Genomic DNA, 22,086 nt, shown 5'->3' with positions numbered 1-22,086 from the left:
ACCACTGTGGAGAAAAACCCTGTGGGAGCGGGCTTGCTCGCGAATGCGGTGTGTCAGTCGACATCACTGTTGAATGACACACCGCTTTCGCGAGCAAGCCCGCTCCCACATTGGGGTTGTGTTGGCTTTAAGGGTGGGGAGGCGGAGCGACTTTCTGCCCTTGCTCAACCGCCCAACGCACCACCTGCACCGTCAACTGATCACTGGCCTGGCCAAACCCGGCCACCACCGCCGGCACCTTCACATCGTTCAATGGCTGACGCACTTCAAAGCGTCGGCCGGCGAGGATTCGCTGGTCATACCCGCGCACCAGCAACGCATCCAGCCGCACGACCACGCTCGCCGCGGTGCCTTGGTATTCAGTCTGGAACGCCTGCAGACTCCCGCCCAATTCCAGGTCTGCCTGGAAGTTGCTGTCATCCGTACTCAGCAACGGCACCCGACCGTCCCGCTGAAAACCATCAAGCAATCGATTACGCAGCAACACCGGTGCCGGATCGCTCCAGCGCGAGGCGGTGTAGCTGCTGATCAAATCACCTTGCGGGATCACCGCAATTTTCGGGCTGTTCAACGCTTCGCTGGCCTGAGGTTTGTTCAGGCGCAGCGACCAGCGTTGCGGCCCGCCGGGGCTGGCCGAGACGTTGCTCTGGGCCGACGGCAAGCGATAGACATCGGACGGCTCGGACTTGGGCAAGATCGAGCAGGCACTGACTAACGTGAAGCTGGCGAGGAGGGCGAGGGGCGCAAGCTTCATGGCGTGAACTCCTTGTTCTTGTCATTGCCCAGCAAATAACCGCTGGGGTTGGCTTCCAGGCGTTGGGAGATGGCCCGCAACGACGTCAGGGTGTCGCGCAGTTCACGCACCGCCGGCGCCAGGCCATTGAGGCCCTGCATGCCGCTGTTCAGAGAATCCTGATTGGTCGTGATCAACGTGTTGATGGTCGCGCTGCTTTGCTCCAGCGATTTCATCGCCTGCTCGGCGCTGCCGAACATCTGCTTGCCCTGATCGTTGAGCAGGCCGTTGGCGTTGCGCATCAACGCCGACGTTTGCTCCAGCATGGCGCCAGCCTGCTTGCCGACCGACGCCAGTTGCTGCATTGCCTGACGAATATCGCCGCGCTGGTCGGCGATGGTGCCGGTGGTTTGTTCCAGATGTTCCAGCGTCTTGCTGATGCGCTCGACGTTCTCCGTGGAAAACATCAGGTTGGCGTTATGCATCAGCGTGTTCACGCCAGCCATCAGGTCGCCGCTGTCGTTCAGCAGTCGGGCGATGGGCGAGGGCGACGCGATAATCACCGGCAGATGGCCGTCCTTGCCCTTGAGGTTCGGACTTTGCGGCGTACCGCCGCTGAGCTGGATGATCGAAGTGCCAGTGATCCCGGTCAGTGCCAATATGGCTCGGGTGTCTTCCTTGATCGGTGTATCGCCGCCCAGGCGAATTCGCGCCAACACCCGGCGCGGGTCTTTCGGGTCCAGGCGCAACGTCACCACGTCGCCGACCTTGATCCCGCTGTATTGCACAGCGCTGCCCTTGGACAAGCCGCTGACCGCCTCGTTGAAAACGACTTCATAATCCTTGAACTCGGTGTCGACGCTGGACTTGGCCAGCCATAGACCGAAGAGCAGGGCGCCTGCCACCACAATCACGGTGAACAGGCCGATCAATACATGATGGGCTCGGGTTTCCATGTCAGACCTCGTTCAACTGTTTAGCGGCCGTCAGCGCCGCGCGGCCGCGAGGGCCATGGAAGTATTCGTGAATCCACGCATCGTCGGTTTCCGAAACCTTGTCAATGGCATCCGCCACCAGCACTTTTTTCTGCGCCAGCACCGCCACCCGGTCGGTGATGGTGTAGAGCGTGTCGAGGTCGTGGGTCACCAGAAACACACTCAGGCCCAAGGCATCGCGCAGCGTCAGGATCAATTGATCAAAAGCCGCGGCACCAATCGGATCGAGGCCGGCAGTGGGTTCGTCGAGAAACAGAATGTCCGGGTCCAGCGCCAAGGCCCGGGCCAGCGCCGCACGTTTGATCATGCCGCCCGACAGCGAAGCCGGGTATTTGTCCGCCGCCGACAGCGGCAGCCCGGCCAACGCCAGTTTCACCGCCGCCAGGTGCTCGGCGTCTTCACGGCTCAGGCCCGCGTGTTCGATCAGGGGCAGGGCGACGTTCTCGGTCACGGTCAGCGAAGAGAACAGGGCGCCCTTCTGGAACAGCACGCCGAAACGCCGCTCGACCATCGAGCGCTCGTGTTCGGACAGGGTCGGCAGGTTCTTGCCGAAAACCTTCACCATCCCTTCGCTGGGCTGGCGCAAGCCGACGATGCTGCGCAGCAACACCGATTTACCGCTGCCGGAACCGCCCACCACGGCGAGGATTTCACCTTTGTACAAATCCAGATCGAGGTTCTCGTGCACGCTCTGGCTACCGAAGCGATTGCACAGCCCGCGGACTTCGATCACCGCCTCGGAAGGCGCTCGGGGTAGACGACTCACCAGCCCATCTCCATGAAAAACAGCGCGGCCACGGCGTCGAGCACGATCACCACGAAAATCGACTGCACCACGCTCGACGTGGTGTGCGCGCCAACGGATTCGGCGCTGCCACTGACCTTGAAGCCTTCAAGGCAACCGATCGCAGCGATCAGGAAGGCGAATATCGGCGCTTTGACGATCCCCACCAGAAAGTGCTGAACGCCAATATCGGTTTGCAGCAGCGACAGGAACATAGCGGGCGAAATATCCAGCGACACCGCGCACACCACGCCACCGCCGATAATGCCCGAGAGCATCGCCAGAAAGGTCAGCATCGGCAGCGCCACCAGCAACGCCAATACCCGCGGCACCACCAGCAACTCCATCGGGTCGAGGCCCAACGTGCGGATGGCGTCAATTTCTTCGTTGGCCTTCATCGAGCCGATCTGCGCGGTGAACGCACTGGCGGTGCGCCCGGCCATGAGGATTGCAGTCAACAACACGCCGAATTCGCGCAGAAAGGAGAACGCCACCAGGTCCACGGTAAAAATACTCGCGCCGAAACTCGCCAACACCGTCGCCCCGAGAAACGCCACCACGGCGCCGACCAGAAAGGTCAGCAGGGCAACGATGGGCGCGGCGTCGAGGCCGGTCTGTTCGATGTGCGCAACCATTGGCGTGATGCGCCAGCGCTTGGGGCGAAACAGCCCGCGCGCGATGGTTTCGAGGATCAGACCGACAAAGCCCAGCAGTTGCAGGGTGTCCTGCCAGACGGTGTCGACTGCGCGACCAATGCGGGTCAGCAGCTGAATGCCGACGCTGATTTCCGGTTCCTTGATCGGCACGCAGAAGTCACTGAGCGAGCAATAAACCGTCTGCAACAAGGCGCGGTCGGGCGGGGACAGTGTGCAATCGGGATGTTCGGCGGATCGGCCCAAACGCTCGGACCCGAGCAACTCAACCAGCAGCGAAGCACCGGCGGTGTCGAGCGCACCGAGGCCATTGAGGTCAATGTGCGTGCTGTCGTCGTATTGGCCGCGGAGCTTTTCGCTCAGGTTCTTGAGATCGGCGTAATGGGCGAGCGTCCAGTCACCCGTGACCCGCAGTTGTGCGGGTGAGTGAGAGGCGTCTAGCTGGGCATTGCCGGCCATTGTGCTGCTGGTCATAAGCTCCGTGCTTGTTCGGCTATTTACGCAGATCTACGTAATAGCACGAACCGGATTACTTTTCTTTGATCGGTGTGCTGTCCATGATTTTGAAGCGCAACACACCGATCAACTGGCCGTCTTCAGTCAACACCCGGACCTGCCATTTACCCGCAGGATTGCCCGGGAAATTCCGCTTGTGGGTCCAGGCGCGGTAGCCCTCCTTGCGCCCGCCGTGGATGTCCAGCGGGATGCGATCGACCTCTTTGCCGTTGAACTGCCAGACGTGATAAATCCGCTCATCGAGACCGCGCGGAGCGTTGATCGCCGTGTAGGCGTACAAGCCGTCGCCACGGATCTGCTCGACGCTGACTTCTTCCAGGCTGTTGCCGGGTGTGCGGTCCTGCATCTGAGTGCTGATCGCCACATCGGTCATCCACAGGGTTGCCGGCGGCACCCACGAACGCAGCACCCAACCCACGCCGCCGATGCCGACCGTGATACTCAGAATTGCCAACGCGTTGCGCACCGTGCGGATCGGGAAGATGGACGCCAGGCTCGGGAACGACAGGACAACGGCCGTACCCAGCGCCAGTTTGAAGCTCTGGGAGGTGCTCAGGTGCAGGATGACGGGCAGGGCGGTCAGCAGCGCCGCGAACAAGGTCAGCGTGTGCAACGCCAGGAACGCCCAGCGCCGCGGTGCCAGCCATTTGTAGTAGAGCGGATCAGTGATGGAAATCAGCGCGGCGATGCCCAGCAGCCCGGTGAAAAATAACTGGCCGCTGTTCCAGGTGGTGGTGATGAAAAAGAACGGCAGGACGAAGAACAGGCTTTCCTGGTGAATCATCTGCGTGGCGTAGCGCAGCAACGGCTGGGGAATTTCGCGTTTGAAGATTCGGGTAAAGAGCTTGGTAAGGCTGTTTTCCAGCATCAGCCAGATCCAGCTGAGCACCATGATGATGGTGATCCAGGTCGCCAGGCCCTGTTGGCGATCCACCAGAATGAAGCTGCCGACCCCGGAGACAAAACCACCAAGCGCAATGACCCCGGGATAGCGCTTGATCAATTCCAGGATGCGCTGCACGTACAGGGTCAGAGTAGGCATTCGGCGGTTCGCAATAGTCGTGGGAAAAATCCTCGACAGAGTACCGCCCGGGCGCAGGCGTGGCGAGGGTGCCGGTCACTTTGTCGAACACAAAACCCGGATTGGAAATCTACTGTGGCGAGGGGATTTATCCCCGTTGGGCTGCGAAGCGGCCCCTATCCCGCGATTAAGTTAATCAGACATACCGCATTCGCCAGTTTTGCGACTGCTTCGCAGCCGAACGGGGATAAATCCCCTCGCCACAAAAGCTCCCTCACCACAAAGCGTCTTAGCCACAGGGATCGGTTATCTGCTGCGATGGACTCGCCAAGCTAAAACTCCAAGGACCATCAGGCCAAACACCCCGGCCATCGCCCACATCAACTGGTCATAACTCATGACCGGCTTCTCGATCCGCAGATACCCCGGCTGCATGAGCAACTCGCGCATGGCTTTGTTCGCTTCCGCCAGCGTCACGCCTTGCAGTTCCTTCGCCGGGTCGGCGAAGCGCCCGTCCTGGTAGTCCCCAAGCGCGCTCCAGTAGTAATCGGCCAGCGCGCTGTTGCCTTGCACGGCCCACGCCTGGCGGGCGATGGCGGCCTGTTTGAGACGGTTGAAGGTGTCTGCGTTGAGACCATCCTTGAGCAAGCCGGCCCTCAAATCCTCCAACACCTGTTCGGCCTCAGGCATGTCGTCGCGCTCGAGGTCTGCGTTCAGGCTTATGAAACCGACCCCGCCAAACACCTCGCGCTCGGCCGAGGGACCGTAGGACAAACTGTGGGACAGGCGCAATTGGCGATAGAGCGCCCAGTCCAGATAGTCCTTGAGCAGGTCGAAGGTTTCGTCGTGCTGATCCTGCAGCACCGGTTCCGGCACCAGCCAGTGCAACTTGGCACCACCGCCGACGAATCCGTGACTCAACGTGCGCTCATGGGCGGCACTGGCCTGGATTTCCGGCAAGGACAGGTGATCGCTGGGGTCGACGGCTTCAAGTGCGCCATACGAGCGTTCCAGATACGCTGGCAACAGCTTGTCGAGCTCGCCGACCACGATCAGCGTCATGTTGTTGGGCGCGTACCAGGCCTTGCGCACTGTCTCCAGTTGCTCGCGGGTCAGGTGATCGACCTCGGCCCGCTCGGGGCATTTGAGGCCCAGTTCCACCGCCAGCTGATTGCTCGCCGTGTGGCCCAGGTCCTGACGATCCAGCCAACGCTGCAAATGAGAGTAATGGCCGCCGTCTTCGCGCTCGACCACTTGTTTGGCCGCGTTAATGGCGTTGTCGTCGATTCGGGTCTGCGTCAGCAACGCCAGCAGCAGGTCGAGCACCTTGCGCTGGTTTTTCGCCGGGGCTTCGATGACGAACGTGGTGTCGGCATTGCTGGTGTAGGCGTTCCACTCACCGCCCAAGGCCTGCATCCTCTCTTCCAGGCCACCTTCGCCGGTGGCATCGATGCCGCTGAACAATAAATGCTCAAGCAAATGCGGCAGCTCCTTGTCGGCGCAGCTGAAATCATCCAGACCCACGCCGACCACCAGACGAATCGCCACATGCCCGCGCTCCGTGCCGGGTTTGAGCAGCAATTGCAGGCCGTTGGGCAGCGTATAACCCTCGACCTGAAAGCGATCCAGGGCAAACGAAGGAAATGAACCAAGCAACAGACAGGCGAACAGCAGACAACGCATAGCAAGCTTCCAGGCAACCAATCGGAGATCCGTGTCGTCAGTCATGCCGCCTTCGCGAGCAAGCCCGCTCCCACAGTGGATCTTTGGTGCACTTGGAAACAGTGTCCGACTCAGATCACCTGTGGGAGCGGGCTTGCTCGCGAAGACGGCGTTGAGGCTGAGTACATGTTACTGACTGACCACACCGCCAGACGTTCAAGGCGAATGCGTGATGTCAGCCAAATCGTCAACCGCCAAGGCACCAGTGTCCGACGTTTCCAGCACCACATAAGCGCTGCTGCAGAACAGCGAATTCAAGCGCTTTATGTCGGCGATCAGCTCCAGGTGCAGTGAACTGGTCTCGATACTCTGCACGATCTTACGTTGCAACCGGCTGACGTGAGCATGGGCCAGGCGGCGTTCCTGTGCGCGAAAGCGACGTTTCTCACGCAGTAACTGGCGGGCACTTTCCTTGTCGGCACTGAGAAATACCGACAACCCGAGACGCAGGTTGGAGATCAACTGGCTGTGCAACCCGGCCAACTCTTCCAGGCCAACCTCTGAAAATGACCGGCGCTGCGAGGTTTTCTGCTGCTGCACCTTGCGCAGCATGCGTTCGATCAGGTCGCTGGCGAGTTTGAGATTGATCGCCAGCTCGATGATTTCCGCCCAACGCCGACTGTCTTGATCGCTCAAGTCTTCCCGGGGCATTTGCGCCAGATAGAGCTTGATCGCGCTGTAGAGCGCTTCGACATCATCCGTCAGTTTGCGCATTTCCTGGGTGATGGCGGATTGATTCCCGCGCAGCACGTCGAGCATCGCTTCGAGCATATTGTCGATCAGGTCGCCCATGCGTAGCGTTTCCCGAGCAGCGTTGGCCAGCGCCAGGCTGGGTGTCACCAGCGCTGTCGGGTCAAGGTGCCGGGGTTTCGCCATGCCGTTAAGCTCCGGCCGCTCCGGCAGCAGCCACGCGCAGAGCCTGGCCATCGGGCCGATGCTCGGCAACAGGACCAGGCAGCGCGCGGTGTTGTAGAGCAGGTGGAAGCCGATGACCATTTCCTGAGGACTGAAGTCGAGGCTGTCGATCCAGTGCACCAACGGGTCCAGCACCGGAATGATCAGCAACAGGCCGATCAGCTTGTACAGCAGGCTGCCGAGCGCCACCTGGCGCCCGGCGGCGTTTTGCATGCTGGTGCTGAGGAAAGCGAGGACGCCGCTGCCGATGTTGGCACCGATCACCAGGCCGATGGCCACCGGCAGACTGATCACGCCAGCGCCAGCCAGGGTCGCGGTCAGCAGGACGGCGGCCAGGCTGGAGTAGGAAATCATCGCGAACAACGCGCCAACCAGAGCATCGAGCAGGATGTCGCCGGTCAGTGAGGCGAAAATCACCTTCACGCCCTGCGCCTGGGTAATCGGCGCGGCGGATTCGACGATCAGCTGCAGCGCCAGAATGATCAGCCCAAGGCCGATGCTGACGCGGCCCATCTGGCCCAGTCGGGTCTGCTTGCGGGACAGGAAGAAAATCACCCCGAGAAAGATCAGCAGCGGCGACAGCCAAGACAAATCGAGCGTCAGCACCCGCGCCATCAGCGCGGTCCCGACATCCGCGCCGAGCATGGTCGCGAGAGCGGGAGTCAGCGCCATCAGGCCCTGACCGACGAAAGAGGTGACAAGCATGGCGGTGGCGTTGCTGCTCTGGACCATCGCGGTGACGACGATCCCCGAGATGAACGCGAGCCAGCGTTTGGACATGTTCTGGCCGATCACATGGCGCAGATTGGAACCGTAGACCCGCAGGATGCCGGTTCGGACGATGTGCGTGCCCCAGATCAACAAGGCCACGGCAGATAACAAATTGAGCAGGGTGAGCATGCAGGCCCCCTGTGGTGGTAGCGCCCCAAAGGGGCAAATTGACGGTGCCGCGCGACGTTCTACGTTCTGTACTTAAGCTGTAGTTGGCTAACGGTCTGGGCGCCAGCATCGCATAGCTAAAGAAGTGATTGAAACAAAACTGTCATGAAAACAGGTTCATGCAGAAATGAAGAAGAGACCCGAAGGTCTCAGCCACTCTGTTGAAAAAATCCATGAGCGCTATCCCTGTGGCGAGGGAGCTTGCTCCCGCTGGGCTGCGCAGCAGCCCAAAAATCGGGGGAGCGTTCAATCGCTGAAATGATCCCTGCTCAGCCCGATGTCGATCAGATACCTGGCTGTTTCGGCGTCTCGCTCATCACAACGGGCGTAGCATTTGATGTGTAGTAACAGACTGTATTTGTTCGGAATCAGGAGAACTACTCCGTCAGCCTGACCAAACAGCTTGGCTTGTAATTGTCGTTTCTCTTCGCCACTCGATACTTTTATCCAGTCGTTTCCTTCAACCGGCTCAGGCGTCCAACCGGTCTTTTTGAACATGGATTGCAGGTCGCTCAGCAGTTTTGCTGTCTGGTCGAAAGGTAGCGTCTCCACCATCGGAGATGTAGTGATGCCATCCACTTTTCCCTTGCTGTAACCCACAGCCCCATAGATGGTTTCCGGCAAGGTAAAGCCATGCTCAGGATCATCAAAAGTAATGACGACCGGACTGCTTATCCAAGTGGAGTCAACTTCAGGCGGTTCGCTTGGATAAACGGCGATTTGGCGTTCGATGGGAAAAGTAGAGTCTTTGACGACCTCTACGTACGGCTTACCGATATGAAGGATCAACCTATCAACCGGAAAGTGAAAAGAGCTTAGGCATATGAACAGCGCCGCAAACACCGTCCCTTTCCACCACTTGTAGTAAGTCTTGAAGCGACTCTTCATTCGCTGTAGTAATCCGAACCCACGCTAACGTCGATTAGATATTTCGCCGTTTTCGGGTCGCGCTCATTACAGCGTGCATAGCATTTTACGTTAAGCGCAAGACCATATTTGTGCGGCACCAGAAGCATCACAACGACGACTTGGTCGAACAACAGGTTCTGCAAAGCATTTCTATCGACCTCGTTACTTAACCTTAACCAAGCGTGGCTTTCATTATCCCGCGGTACCCATCCAGAATTTTTTAACATCTCCTGCAACTGGATGATTAAGGGAGCCAACTGATCGTAGGGTAGAGCCTCCAACATCGGAGAAGTAGTAAGGGTCGATACTTTCTCTTCTTTGTAACCTACAGCACCAAACTTCGTGGGCGGTAAGGTGAAGCCGTGCTGCGGGTCATCAAATTGGACTACAACTGGACTGCTAATCCAAGTTGAGTCTATTTCTGGTGGTTCACTTGGATATATTGCGGTTTTAGCTTTGACCGGAAATGTAGAGTCTCGTACTACATCTTCATAAGGCTTTCCTACACGAACGGAAATTGTATCTACGGCTATCAAATCGCGAACGATATAAATAATCAGAAATATAGATATCAGAGCCAGAAGGCTCCAAACCAGCTTACGCATCAATTTACTCCTCCGCCGCTAGCAATTTCCGAGATCGATGCCTTTAGTTGAGCATGGGCGGTTGGGTTTTTTAACAAGGTGTCAAATTGTGTTGCCGCTCGTAATACGAACTCCATTCGCTGATCCTTGTCCGCTAAATCCGCGATGGGGTTACGGCTAAAAGCAACTTTTCGACCATCTGGAGCTTTACACTGACTTGCTAGAGTTAACTGTATTTCCTCCGGCAGCCCTGAAAATAAGCCAGTAACAACCGACACCACGTCACCCGCTTGAGTACCTCGCATTAATAGTGCGAAATGTTCTACGTCATACATTGCAGGTTGAAGGATATTTAACTGTTCATGCCGAGCCATCGCTCTGACGCTGCCGCTAACATCGCCCTTATCAATAGAGGCGAATGTTTCGGAAATATCCAGACGGGCAGTACCAAAGTCGACTTTTTCCGCAATAGGCCAGAGCACTTCACTACGCAGGCTGCTGCGGTCAGGTAAACACTTCTCCATTTCTTTAAATCCACGCACCATAAAAAAACGGTGCAGTGGGTAAACATCCAAGAACAGAGCAGTGTTTCCAAGAGCCAGCATTTGGTGAACGTATTTCAATTCTTCCTGGAGCAATGCAATCGCATCGCCAGAGAGTGGATCACTCGTAAGTGGGACCGAATTCTGCTGCTTTGCCTGGTTCCATTTGTTCCAAAGTTCAGGGTCCGAACGCCATTTGTTGACCACCATATGTTCATACAGATCCTTGGGCTGGCTATCTTTGAGAGTCCGATAGGCCTTTTTTTCGGCTTCAATTCGTTGCTCTAAAGTAGCGGCATGCAACAACCCACACCCCACCTGCTTAGAAGCAAACGCCGCCAAACCCGCCCACTGAAATCGGTTATCCGCCAGCCACAACTGTGCATAGGCCGCGTTGATTTTGCGGTTACGAGCTTGCGGGTCGGCAATCAACACGCCGCCCGGTGCGACCCACTCTTCGGCTTCTTTCTGAAACCTGCGCCACAGGCAGTTACAGGTCAGCAATGGCACTTCGACGCGGGTTTTCGGGTTGGGGCCGCCCTTGGTGGTTTCGCGCTTGCAGGCGGGGAGTTCGCAGGTGCTGTCCCAGAGTTTCTTCATGTCCAGGTCGTCTGGGGCCATGCATTGTCCAGTCATTTCATTCTTCCTTGAGGCGTCAGACAGTCCAGCGGACTACGGCGAGGTCGGGCTGTAGGGTGGCGACGCTTTGGGTCATGCCCTCGGCGTTGGTCTGACCTTTGACGATGCGGCCTTCGGCGGTTTCGATTTCGTAGTCATGTTGGGCAATCGGCTCGCCATTGCCGGCGCTGACGACTTTGAACTCGACCAAGGGCTGACCAATGATCGGCAGGGGCGGAATGAACGGCGTGGGGGTATGAGAGCTGCCGATGATGACGTTGCCGGAGCCGCCGATCACCACGCCGCCATGACTGGTGGTGCTATCGAGCGTCATGGCGTTCAGGCCGTTGATGAACACGGTTGAAGAGAATCCACCGTTCAGGGCTTGGCCGCAGGTGCATTTGTCGCTGACCCGAGCGGCCGCAAGGCCGTTGAAAAACACATCGGGAGAACCGCTGGCAATCGGGTTGGTGCCGTGGCCGGGGAGGGGACAGGTGGTGGGGTCCGTGAGGCGTGCAGCCGGTTTTCCTGACATATGCATTCCTTGTCATGTCGTTTGAAGCGAGCGAGGGACGCTAACCACCAGAGCTCGGTGCGTCAACCTTTGAACAAACCTTCGCGAAGAATTCGCAATCGAGTGCTGGATAACCTCGATCCGCCTGGGTAACCACTGAGCAAAAAAATGTGGGAGCAAGCCTGCTCGCGATGAGGCCGTCACATTCAACACTGATGTTGACTGACAGGCCGCAATCGCGAGCAGGCTCGCTCCCACAGGTTTTGTGCACTGGCTGACACCAGCCAAGTGCACAGGTTCGGGTTACTGCCCCGGAATGTCCTTGCGCAGTTTCACCGGATCTTGCTGTTTGCGTTTTTTCGCAATCGCGGTGCGCATCTTGATGTTGATCGCTTCCACCGCCAGCGAGAACGCCATGGCGAAGTAGACGTAGCCTTTTGGCAAATGCACTTCGAAGGACTCGGCAATCAACACGGTACCGACCAGCAACAGGAACGACAGCGCCAGCATTTTCAGCGACGGGTGCTTGTCGATGAATTCGCTGATGGTGCCAGCCGCCAGCATCATCACCAGTACGGCGACGATGATCGCAGCGACCATGACCGGCACATGAGAAACCATACCCACGGCGGTGATTACCGAATCCAGGGAGAACACGATGTCGATAATCGCAATCTGGATGATGGTGTACAGGAAGCTGCCACCCTTGGCGGTCGGTTCCTCGTGGGTCTCATCCTCGCCTTCCAGCGCGTGGTACATCTCTTGCGAGCTCTTCCACAGCAGGAACAGACCACCGAAGAACAGGATCAGGTCTCGCCCGGAAATACCCTGGCCGAACATTTCGAACAGGTCGGCGGTGAGGCGCATGACCCAGGTGATCGACAGCAACAACAGGATCCGCGTGACCATGGCCAGCGCCAGGCCGAAGATCCGGGTGCGCTGCTGCATGTGCTTGGGCATGCGGCTGACCAGGATCGAAATCATGATGATGTTATCGATACCCAGGACGATTTCCAGGGCGGTCAGGGTAAAGAAGGCAACCCAGATTTCAGGGTTGGTCAGCCATTCCATGTGTATTCCTTTGAGGATGTGTTAAACCACAAAAGGCCCAGGCTTCGAACAGCGAAGCCTGGACCCGTTGTGGTGAGTCTTGGGCTTATAGAGTGCTGAACAGCGGAAAAATCCCCATCAGCAATGCTGCAACCAGTATGCACATGCACACCAGCACTGCCCATTTCAGGGTAAAGCGCTGATGGTCACCGAAATCGATACCGGCCAGGGCCACCAACAAGTAAGTCGATGGTACCAGCGGGCTCAGCAAGTGGACGGGCTGACCGACGATCGAGGCACGTGCCATTTCAACCGCGGTTATACCGTAATGACTGGCTGCTTCGGCAAGTACTGGTAACACGCCGTAATAAAATGCATCGTTCGACATGAAGAACGTGAACGGCATGCTCACCAGCGCAGTGATTACGGCCAGGTACGGACCGAGGAAATCAGGGATCACCGCCAGCAGGCTTTTCGACATCGCATCGACCATGCCGGTGCCCGTCAGGATACCGGTGAAAATGCCCGCGGCAAAGATCAGACCGACCACCGCCAGCACGCTACCGGCGTGAGCCGCAACGCGGTCCTTCTGCTGTTGCAGGCAAGGATAGTTGACGATCATGGCAATACTGAACGCCACCATGAACAACACCGGCAGTGGCAACAGACCGGCAATCAGAGTGCACATCAGGCCCAGGGTCAGGGCGCCGTTGAACCAAATGAGCTTCGGACGACGGGCATCCGGGAACTGCGAAACGCTGATTTCGCTGTGGTCGACTTCATCGCCCACCAAGTGCAGCTCCCCCAGACGCGCACGTTCACGTTTGCCGTAGAAGTAAGCAATCAACAGGATTGCCACCACGCCGGCCGCCATCGCTGGAATCATTGGTACGAAGATGTCCGACGGGTCCACGTGCAGTGCACTGGCCGCACGGGCAGTCGGGCCGCCCCACGGGGTCATGTTCATCACGCCACCGGCGAGGATGATCAGGCCGGCCATAATCCGCGGGCTCATGCCGATGCGGCTGTAAAGCGGCAGCATGGCGGCCACGCAGATCATATAAGTGGTCGCGCCGTCACCATCAAGGGAAACGACGAGCGCCAGTACGGCGGTGCCGACCGAAACTTTCAACGGGTCGCCCTTGACCAGTTTGAGGATCTTGCGCACGGCCGGGTCAAACAGGCCGGAATCGATCATCAGGGCGAAATACAGAATGGCGAACATCAGCATCACGCCGGTCGGCGCCAGCTTGGTGATGCCTTCGAGCATCATCGGGCCGATCTTCGGCGCAAAACCACCGAACAGGGCAAAGACGATTGGAATGATGATCAGGGCGATCAGCGCAGACAGGCGCTTGGTCATGATTAAGAACATGAACGTGATGACCATGGCGAAGCCAAGGAAAGTCAGCATGGGAATACTCCAGGCGTAGCGCGGCTAGGGAATGGGCGAACCGGGTGCGGTCAGCGCAGAACGGGAAGCACGAGGCGTACGGGCGGAGTTGCAGCGAAGCGGCGGGTAATAGAGGACATCAGAATCACCATTGTTGTTGTTAAATGGGCTGTGCGAGCGATAAAACACTGGCATTGGCCGACCGGTCTGTTGCCGGTAGTGGGGCGATCCTAATCGGGGAAGCTTTCAGCCAGCTTTCGCTGGTGAAAGCATTGACTGGATGTGTGACCGGTCGTCGGACTAGGGCAGGGTGTTAAACCGAGTTGAGGCCATCGCGAGCAAGCTCGCTCCCACAGGTGATTTGTGTACGACGTATATCCAGTGTGGGAGCGAGACCGGCTTGCCGGCGATGGCGTCGCTAAATACGCATCAGGAGGAAAGGTCATGAGCGACTTTCACACAGGCGGTTGCCACTGCGGAAATCTGCGCTATCAATTCAGCGGTCCATTGCATGACATCGCGCACTGCCATTGCTCAATCTGCCGACGGGTCAGCGGCGGGATCGTGACGACCTGGATCACCGTGCCCACGTCAGCCTTCAAATGGCTGAAAGGGAAACCGGCGCAGTACGATTCTTCGACAACCTGCGTGCGCTATTTCTGCTCGAACTGTGGGGCGCAACTGGCGCTGACGACGCATCTCAGCCCCGAGAGCATCGACGTGACCATCGCCACCCTCGATCACCCGGAGCAGGCCCCGGCCGAGCGGCATATCTGGACCGACAACCGTTTACCCTGGCTGCACCTGGACGAGCACTTGCCGGGTGAAGCCGAAGAAAACCTCTGATCAAAAAATAGACAGGTCCAGCGGCCGGATCGCGCCCATCCAGATCGCGTGCTCGGTGTGGTCCAGCAAATCGTCGCCGGTGACCGGGTGCAGGAACACCACCAAACCCTTGCGGTTGAGCGCCAGCCACGGCAGCACGTCACCGATCAGCTCCGGCCCGAACGCCAACTGGCAACTCCAGTCCGGGTGCGGACCCACCGGGCGTTCGTGCACGCGGCCCATTTTCAGCGGGAACACGTGCGCGGCTTGCTCACACAGCGCTCGCGCCTGATCAATGCTGCTGGCGTCGAAATAGACATGGGCGTGGTAGCCCTTGATCTGTTGCATCTGAAACCCTCTAAATCCCAGTCGAACCCTCACCGATTCCTACAGGTCACACGACATATACGTCGGAAACAAGGAATCTCAGCCATGAAAAATGCCGAAACCCCTGTGGTGAAAGTGGTGCTTTATGGTGCCATGAGTAGCCTGGGCAGTGCGCTGATGGCTGAAATGCTGCGGCGCCAACATGAAGTGATCGCGATTCTGGATGACCTGACGGCGCTCCCACCGCGCCCGGGATTGCGGACCAAGACCGGCGATGTGTTCGACGCCGAGCGGGTCAAGCAGAGTGTCGCCGGTTGTTCGGCGGTGATCTGCCTGCTGGATGCACCAGGGTTGCCGATGAACAGCGAGCACGTGGAAAAATCCATCGTCCCCGGCCCGGTCGAGCAAGTGCTGGCGGTGGATGCTCTGATCGATGGCATGCAGGCCTCGGGGATTGTCCGGTTGTTTCTGGTGGGCGATTTCGAGGCATTGGACGATCCGGAAATAGAAGATCGACTGCAACGCCACGCCGCCGAAGAAATTCGAGAAGCCCTGCAAAGCAGCTCCTTGCACTGGACGCTGGTGAATGCGCCGCGCGGGGTGGCCGGGCTGACCATTGAGCATTTCAGCCAGGTCAGCAGCAGCCTGGAGCCGGGCCTCGCTGAACCACTTGAGCGGTTGAGCCGGGTGGCTGTCGGGATTGCCGATGAGTTGCGGTTGAACCTGCATGTCGGCGAACACGTGACCTTCGTCGCGACCGAGGCTATACAGCGATAGAGGAAAGAGCCGGGACAAGCATCAGGTAACGCGCTCATTTCCAGTCCTCAATGAACAATCGATGCCTGTTCCTCCGTACTTGTAACAGGGGCTGTCCATAATCGTGGGACAGCCGAGTAATGCAGAATGACCATCAGCAACCCCGCCCCCGCGCATATCCACCACAAAATAAAGCCACCATAGGCGCCGTATAACCATGTTCCCAAACCAGGACCATACAGCGAGTGCCCTAACCAGGCGGCGCTGAATATCCCCAAATATTTGCCTCTTTGACGCCCTTGGGATCGGTTCATAACCGACAGTGTCCAGACAGGCGTCAGCAGTAACTCGGCAGCAGTGAGTACTAACATCGTCAACACAGCCCAGATGATATGGCTGCCCATGTTCAAAATAAGAAAAGCTCCGCTGAGTAGCAGACCTCCCAAGCGCGAGGCGATGACCACTCCGTGTCGTTCGATCATTCGACTCACGGGTAATTGCAGCACCACTACAAGCAGTGCATTCATGGAAAACAAGTAGGCAATCCACGGGGCGCCGGCATCAGTGTGCTCACGCAGGAAGATCCCGAACGTACCGTACATCTGATCGAATATGCCTAAAGCCAGCAATTGGCCAAGTATGAAGACAAGGAAAAAACCGTCTCTCCAAGGGGAGCTCCCTCCATCCCCGCCAGCGTCCTTGTGCACTATCTCAATACCCGCCGGCCGCCATAAACCGGTGGTTTGTTTCAAGGCATAGCCGAGCAAGAACAAGCTACCGAACAAATTCAGCAACCCTTGAATTAGAAACACGTAGCCGTAACCAAAACCGACCAAAGCTCCGGCCAGAACGCCCGCCAGGGCAACTCCCAGATTGAACACCACCCGATGCACCCCCTGCACACGCACTTGTAGCTCTTGCGGGCAGCCCTCCATCACCAGACGCAAATTGGCTGGACGAAACGCACCGTCAAAAACACCTACCAGAGGTACCACGATCAGCAATAGTTCAAGGGGTGGAGCCAACGCCAGAGAGGCAGCAAAAATGCCGCTCAGCAGTAAGGAAATTCCGGTGGCCCATTGCGAATCCAGGCGCTCCGACAATACACCCCCGACATAAGCTCCGAGAATGCATCCGCCGCCATAGGCCGCCATGAGCCAAGCAATAGTAGAAAATTCGTACCCATACACTTCAAGGAAGTACAACGGCATAAACAGTTTGACGATACCGCCGGCGCTATTCAGCAAGGTCGCCAACAGTTGGAGTTGTACCGCTCGAGGCAGGGTTCGAATCATGTGATTTATCAGTTAATTAGAGGACGAAATAGCGATATGTACGGTGTCGTCATGCCTGCTTTTGGACAAACGCACTTTTGCTGCTTTGGCCAATGATTCGGCCAAAATCATAGCTTGCTCCGCTGAGTCCTGAGAGACGATGATCGAGCCTATGACTCCTTGGTTAGAGGCTGCCGGTTCGTACCATTTGTTGATTTCACCCAACACCTGAACACTCTCGACACTAGGGTGCCCCCTCATTTCCTGCTCGTTTTCAAGCCCCAGAAAAAAACCGGCCTCGGGCATCGTCACGCGATGGATCGCAACACCTCTGTTAATGGAAGGTTTCCATTCAATGGATTTGCCCTGAGCCAGCTCGACAATCGCATGAGCCGGGTTTTCACCCGTCGCGAGCTCAATCATATGGCTCCCCATCTGATCACCGACCAGGCGCGGATTTATTTCCAGAATTTTGACCTGCCCATCAATGACTTTGCAGTCGACGTTAACAGCGCCTACTACAAAGCCCAACTGCTTCAGCAGCGGGGCAATATGCCGAAACAACAACACCGTTTCTTCGTCAGAGGATGGGAAACTGGCACCTATTTTTATAAAGTTAGTTCCATCCCCCTTGGTGATTGTCTTCCTGAATGCACCCATCAAAATAAATTCTTCATAGAGCGGTTTCAGTAGATCAAGGCAAAACTCCTCCCCACCGACCAGAGCTTCCAGCAATGTGCCACGTTCAAAATCCTGCCCGGAAACATCACACCCCCAGCCCTGGCGGGCCTGCAAATAGCGCTCAAGTTCGGCAGGGTCATTGATTTTCTTCACATACAAACTGTCATTGCCGTTAACCGGTTTGGCAATAAAAGGAAATCCAACCTCTTCAGCAAATGCCAGCGCTTCTTCCAGATGACTCGCCAAGCTATACGCAGGGTTGAGTGACGGCGCGATACGATTGATGGCTTCGCGCATCTGAAATTTGTTTCTGAATCGTTGCACGACCGACGGCTCATTTGTCGGCAACCCATAGTGCGTGGCCAGTTGCGCAGCTTGGACAACGAAAAAATCGCTGGTTGTAGTAACAGCACGTATTTTCGATCGGTCCATTAGTGATTCAATAGCGTCGACCATTAACTCGACGTCGGATGTATCGACTTTCACCACGAGCTGACAATGTTGAGAGATGGCTCGAGGATAGGCTTTCGGTTCGCGGCATAGCAAAATAACGTCAAACCCTTGCTGGTGTGCGTAACGGCATGCGACTTCACCCGCGCCAGATTGACTTGCTTCGACAAATATTAAACTTCCTGTCATCACAACCTCCCTGCTATTTGGCAGCTGAGAATGTATTGAGAATGGCATCCCAATAGCGTTTTGATACAAGCTCACGCAATAGAACACCCAAGGCAAACAATCGGGCAACGTCAGCGCCTTTTTCCTTTATTTCTGAAAGAATTATGTTATCCAGCCAGCCTTCTGCGTGTTTGACGTCAAGTTCTGAATGGTCGTAATGATACGCCAGCACATGCTCGGACAACCCCAGACGGGCCCCACCTTTGGCAATGCTGGAGAACCGTTTCGGCGTCAACGCTTCCAAAAAACCAAGATAACCGGCGCAGTAATGGTAAAGACTCCGGAAATGCGCGAGGTATAACATATAGTTGCCGCACGCCACTGCCTGCCAGGCAATATCACTCTGACGAACCGTATTAATTTCCAAAGCAGAAACCAAGCGACCAAACATTGTCAAATGAAACTTTTCAGGATCACTGCTTCCCAACTCGTCCTGGAAGTTATCAAAAAACTCCAGTTTTGGACTGCCTCGAACACCGATTTGTGCAAGCGCGATAACATCGTCAAATGAAACATGCACTGCGGCTTCCGTCTCGATAAAGTTACGGTACTCTGCCAGTGACGCATCATGCTCAATGTATTCAAACAAAGGGTGAGGTGAGTGTTTATAATTTGCACACTTTTTATTAAACCACTCTTTGAACTCTTCCTCCGTCGAGGGAAGCTTTTCGTTTCTCAGCGACGCCAGATCACTCTGTAGCTGTGCTTGCATGATGCGTTGCTGAACTTTAAACATCAACGGTGACATTTCCAGCCCGTCATCTAGCAAAAGATAGCGACGGCGAAGTAATTCGTTCGCCAAAAAATGGACCGCCGCCAGACTTTTCGTGGACTGTTCGACGAACGCCAAATTCAACTCACTTTCCAGCAAGGCCAACAGGGCTTGCTCATCACTCTCGATAGCTGCCTCATCACCGGCAACGTGCCGTGCCAAGCGTTTTTGTAAGTTATCCAGCAATTTATTTTTATAAACTCCGGTGACACCGGCAACCCGCTTGGCCGTGAACTCCACACTTTCAAAAACTGACATTTCCCTGTCTCCAGATGAGGCTCAAATAGCTTCGTTATCAAAATCACTCAAGAAATCGCTTAAGGTAAGGACTACTGTATTCACCAGTTTTTGCATGTGCTTAGTACTTTCCTCTCCGAGGGAGAAGCGCAGAAACGGAGGCATGTTGTCAGCCATCGCCGCTGCGGCAGACACGCGAGTAATGGAAAATCCAAAACTCACTCCCTTGGTCATAGGAATATGATTTTCACGACAACGCTGCAGTAACAAACCAATAAAGCCATCCAGACAAGCACGATTATTAAGACCGGGGGCCTTCATCGAAATAGCAACGACACCACCACCGTGCTGCCAGCCAAGTTCGCGCCAGCCCCAGGGATAGGCAAGATCAATTCGGGCCATCAGATAGTCGTTATCATGCAGGCCTTGAGTAAACATCTGGGCGTTTCGGCTCAACAGTCGCATTCTGCTCAGGTACATCTGGCGGTCATATTCAGGGAATTTGGTGACCGCGGACTGGTACATTACGCCCCCCGTATTTCTGCGATGAGTTGCCAAACTGGCAATGTGGGCCTTGGTGCTTACCACTACGCCCGCCATCTGCATGTCTAAACCGAACTGTAGGTACTTACTGCCACTCTCGTAGTAGAGAACGGTTGGATGGTTTCGCGCAGAAAACACCTCGAAAACATCGATACCACCAGACACCATTGTGCCGTCTATCACCAGCCATTTATGCCGCCAGTCATGTATCACCATTTTGCTGGCTAAGGTTTTCAGGTCCAGGATGTTCATGGCGCCAAGATTGGCTAGTGGGTCGAGGAATATAACGCTGGCATCCGAGCTATTGATCAACGCAACTAGTGCATCCAGTTCCCATGAGTCGGATCGGATCAGTTCAATGTGCTGCAGACGTTCCAGTTGCTCCAGTGCTTCGAAGTAGATATAGGGAGACGTGACAACCTTGGTGCCCGGCTGAAAAACACTTCCCAACAGGAAGCTTTCAATCACCGTATAGGCGGCCTGACCGGAAGACACTAACAACAAGTCGTTCTTCGTGTTACTGAATCCTAGACTCTGTAATAGATTGATTTCCACCTCCCGCAGCAGCATTGAACCATACCGATCATAATTGACCGCCGAATCACTGTTTTCCTGTGGATCGAAAAACATTACACAATCGCTTTGATCGTTGCTGGCGCTGCACCACGCCAGACTGTTACGCAAAAAGGCGTACTCCTGGATAATCAAACGATAACGATGGCTGGCCGAGGAGTGAGACAACCCTTGTCCATTGATATCATTCAAGCGGGCCAGCGTCGTGCGGGTACGGTTCAGCACATAGTTAATACTGTCTTGCTCAAGTGAAAGTCCCTCCAGCGTCGCAAACTCTTGATGCCGCTGAACGTCAGTCAGCAGCTTCTCGAACTTGAGCGCCAACTGATCGAGCATGTCGAACCAGAAATGCTTGCTCTCGGTGACGATAACGTCCTGCGGATACTCTCGCGTCATCTCAAGACTGGCCGGTATGTTTCGCTGCGTCTCGGCGATCAACTTGGCCGACTGGTGGCCAAGCAATGTGGCAGACGCACTATCCTTTTCATGGGTCGCAATACACTTCATCAATACCGAAGTCGATATATTCCCTCCACTGATGATAACCAGCGTGTTGCCTTTAATAACCTTTCCTTGAGGATCGGCAAGCAATGGCGCTAATGAGATGGCGCCGGCGCCCTCGGACAAGACACCTTCATTGTGCAACAACGCCACGATGGCCCGTTCGACATCGTGCTCCGCCACGGCGATATTCGAAGTAATCAAAGGCAGGATAAAGTCGCGCAAAGCCACATCATCGTCTGTGTGCTGCACCGCCAAGCCATCAGCAATTGTCGGATAGACTCCTTTTTTCAACGCGTCTAACGAACCTTCTTCCAGATCCCTGTTGAATATTTTTGGATGGACAGTCAATACACGTGTATAGGGGCTGCGTGCCTTGAACACCGCGCCGACACCTGCCAACAGGCCGCCGCCGCCAAGTGGAACAATTATGTTATCGAACTCAATTACGGCCTCTTCCAGTATCTCGGTTGCCAAGCTGCCCTGTCCCTTTATGACGTCAGCATGCGAAAACGGAGATATAAAAGCGCCTGCTTGCTGAGCTGCCTGCTTCCTGGCGATCTCGCAAGCCTCGAAAAGGTCTTTTCCCGCAGCCTCGACATGCGCACCGCTATCAACCAGCCTTCGCAGTTTCAGCTCTGATGCGTTAGCAGGCACAAAGACAGTACAGGTTCGCTTCAGGTGCTGCGCCACATAGGAAACTGCCAACCCGTGATTGCCGGCAGAAGCGGTGAACAGAGGAGTATCTGGAGATAGTTTTCGAATTGCATTGTAAGCACCCCGAATCTTGAACGAGTTGGTGAGCTGATTACACTCAAGTTTCGCCCAGACAGAGCGTGTCGCAGTGCTAAGCCAAGGGAGTCTTATCAACGGAGTGTGTAAAGCGAGCTCTCTTATGAAGAGAGCATCCTGCTCTACCTCATTGGCAAACTTTTGATATTGATCACTTGAATGCGTACGCGTCAGATCGTTCATAGCTTACATTCCTTGTAATTAGACGCAAAGTCGCGCCCACTAACTATCGCCTAAAA

Annotated in this window: 20 protein-coding genes; 2 read left to right on the top strand and 18 right to left on the bottom strand. The window is 56.1% G+C overall.

The genetic code is table 11. The features are described from left to right. Positions 1–127 precede the first annotated feature (127 nt). The 13 genes from EYC95_RS03255 to EYC95_RS03195 all read right to left on the bottom strand — a co-directional run bounded on the left by EYC95_RS03255 (position 128) and on the right by EYC95_RS03195 (position 13,909). A complete protein-coding gene (locus EYC95_RS03255) occupies positions 128–754 on the bottom strand; it encodes an ABC-type transport auxiliary lipoprotein family protein (protein WP_131059082.1) in 627 nt (208 codons plus the stop codon). Further along, positions 751–1,689: an MlaD family protein gene (locus EYC95_RS03250; protein WP_131059081.1), complete on the bottom strand. Its 939-nt coding sequence runs from the start codon at positions 1,687–1,689 to the stop codon at positions 751–753. The genes EYC95_RS03255 and EYC95_RS03250 overlap by 4 nt, the downstream gene beginning before the upstream one ends. Before the next feature lies 1 nt (position 1,690). After that, positions 1,691–2,494 carry an ABC transporter ATP-binding protein gene (locus EYC95_RS03245; RefSeq protein WP_131059080.1) on the bottom strand — a complete coding sequence of 268 codons (804 nt, stop codon included), beginning with the start codon at positions 2,492–2,494 and terminating at the stop codon, positions 1,691–1,693. Continuing rightward, entirely contained in the window at positions 2,491–3,639 is a 1,149-nt protein-coding gene (locus EYC95_RS03240) for an ABC transporter permease (RefSeq protein ID WP_131059079.1), read from the bottom strand. Before EYC95_RS03240 ends, EYC95_RS03245 begins: the two co-directional genes overlap by 4 nt. A 55-nt stretch (positions 3,640–3,694) precedes the next feature. Then, complete coding sequence (locus EYC95_RS03235) at positions 3,695–4,723, bottom strand: DUF5924 family protein (protein ID WP_131059078.1); 1,029 nt, start codon at positions 4,721–4,723, stop codon at positions 3,695–3,697. A 285-nt stretch (positions 4,724–5,008) separates the two neighbouring features. Then, entirely contained in the window at positions 5,009–6,385 is a 1,377-nt protein-coding gene (locus EYC95_RS03230; RefSeq protein ID WP_131059077.1) for a pitrilysin family protein, read from the bottom strand. Positions 6,386–6,580: 195 nt separating this feature from the next. Beyond that, the gene (locus tag EYC95_RS03225; protein ID WP_131059076.1) at positions 6,581–8,239 is read right to left on the bottom strand and encodes a Na/Pi cotransporter family protein; all 1,659 of its coding nucleotides are present in this window, start codon (positions 8,237–8,239) and stop codon (positions 6,581–6,583) included. Between the two features lie 285 nt (positions 8,240–8,524). Continuing rightward, complete coding sequence (locus EYC95_RS03220; RefSeq protein WP_256656900.1) at positions 8,525–9,166, bottom strand: hypothetical protein; 642 nt, start codon at positions 9,164–9,166, stop codon at positions 8,525–8,527. Then, positions 9,163–9,792, bottom strand: coding sequence for a hypothetical protein (locus EYC95_RS03215; protein ID WP_165557419.1), 630 nt, complete (start codon positions 9,790–9,792; stop codon positions 9,163–9,165). Before EYC95_RS03215 ends, EYC95_RS03220 begins: the two co-directional genes overlap by 4 nt. Beyond that, a complete protein-coding gene (locus tag EYC95_RS03210; protein ID WP_131059074.1) occupies positions 9,792–10,949 on the bottom strand; it encodes a DUF2515 family protein in 1,158 nt (385 codons plus the stop codon). Before EYC95_RS03210 ends, EYC95_RS03215 begins: the two co-directional genes overlap by 1 nt. Positions 10,950–10,968: 19 nt before the next feature. After that, a complete protein-coding gene (locus tag EYC95_RS03205) occupies positions 10,969–11,466 on the bottom strand; it encodes a PAAR domain-containing protein (protein ID WP_131059073.1) in 498 nt (165 codons plus the stop codon). 282 nt (positions 11,467–11,748) lie between these two features. After that, a complete protein-coding gene (locus EYC95_RS03200) occupies positions 11,749–12,516 on the bottom strand; it encodes a TerC family protein (protein WP_131059072.1) in 768 nt (255 codons plus the stop codon). 85 nt (positions 12,517–12,601) lie between these two features. After that, on the bottom strand, positions 12,602–13,909 hold the full coding sequence (locus tag EYC95_RS03195; protein ID WP_131059071.1) for a CitMHS family transporter: 1,308 nt from the start codon (positions 13,907–13,909) through the stop codon (positions 12,602–12,604). 423 nt (positions 13,910–14,332) lie between these two features. On the opposite strand from EYC95_RS03195, the gene EYC95_RS03190 reads away from it, so the two are divergent. Beyond that, the gene (locus EYC95_RS03190; RefSeq protein ID WP_131059070.1) at positions 14,333–14,734 is read left to right on the top strand and encodes a GFA family protein; all 402 of its coding nucleotides are present in this window, start codon (positions 14,333–14,335) and stop codon (positions 14,732–14,734) included. Here EYC95_RS03190 and EYC95_RS03185 read toward each other — a convergent pair whose 3' ends face one another. Further along, positions 14,735–15,061, bottom strand: a complete 327-nt coding sequence (locus EYC95_RS03185) for a DOPA 4,5-dioxygenase family protein (RefSeq protein ID WP_131059069.1) — start codon at positions 15,059–15,061, stop codon at positions 14,735–14,737. Between the two features lie 84 nt (positions 15,062–15,145). On the opposite strand from EYC95_RS03185, the gene EYC95_RS03180 reads away from it, so the two are divergent. Beyond that, positions 15,146–15,817 (top strand): NAD(P)-dependent oxidoreductase, encoded by a 672-nt coding sequence (locus EYC95_RS03180; RefSeq protein ID WP_131059068.1) that lies wholly within the window; start codon positions 15,146–15,148, stop codon positions 15,815–15,817. A 47-nt stretch (positions 15,818–15,864) separates the two neighbouring features. On the opposite strand, the gene EYC95_RS03175 is transcribed toward EYC95_RS03180, so the two are convergent. The 4 genes from EYC95_RS03175 to EYC95_RS03160 are packed head-to-tail and all read right to left on the bottom strand — an operon-like array spanning position 15,865 to position 22,030. Next, entirely contained in the window at positions 15,865–17,091 is a 1,227-nt protein-coding gene (locus EYC95_RS03175; protein WP_131059067.1) for an MFS transporter, read from the bottom strand. A gap of 12 nt (positions 17,092–17,103) precedes the next feature. Next, positions 17,104–18,390 carry an acetyl-CoA carboxylase biotin carboxylase subunit family protein gene (locus EYC95_RS03170; protein WP_165557418.1) on the bottom strand — a complete coding sequence of 429 codons (1,287 nt, stop codon included), beginning with the start codon at positions 18,388–18,390 and terminating at the stop codon, positions 17,104–17,106. A 13-nt stretch (positions 18,391–18,403) separates the two neighbouring features. Further along, complete coding sequence (locus EYC95_RS03165) at positions 18,404–19,459, bottom strand: iron-containing redox enzyme family protein (protein ID WP_131059065.1); 1,056 nt, start codon at positions 19,457–19,459, stop codon at positions 18,404–18,406. 21 nt (positions 19,460–19,480) lie between these two features. Beyond that, on the bottom strand, positions 19,481–22,030 hold the full coding sequence (locus EYC95_RS03160; protein ID WP_131059064.1) for a pyridoxal-phosphate dependent enzyme: 2,550 nt from the start codon (positions 22,028–22,030) through the stop codon (positions 19,481–19,483). Between the last annotated feature and the right edge of the window lie 56 nt (positions 22,031–22,086).

Source organism: Pseudomonas sp. BGI-2 (assembly GCF_004310295.1).
In the GTDB taxonomy this organism is placed as follows: Bacteria; Pseudomonadota; Gammaproteobacteria; order Pseudomonadales; family Pseudomonadaceae; genus Aquipseudomonas.
This window is presented reverse-complemented; position numbering and strand designations above follow the sequence as displayed.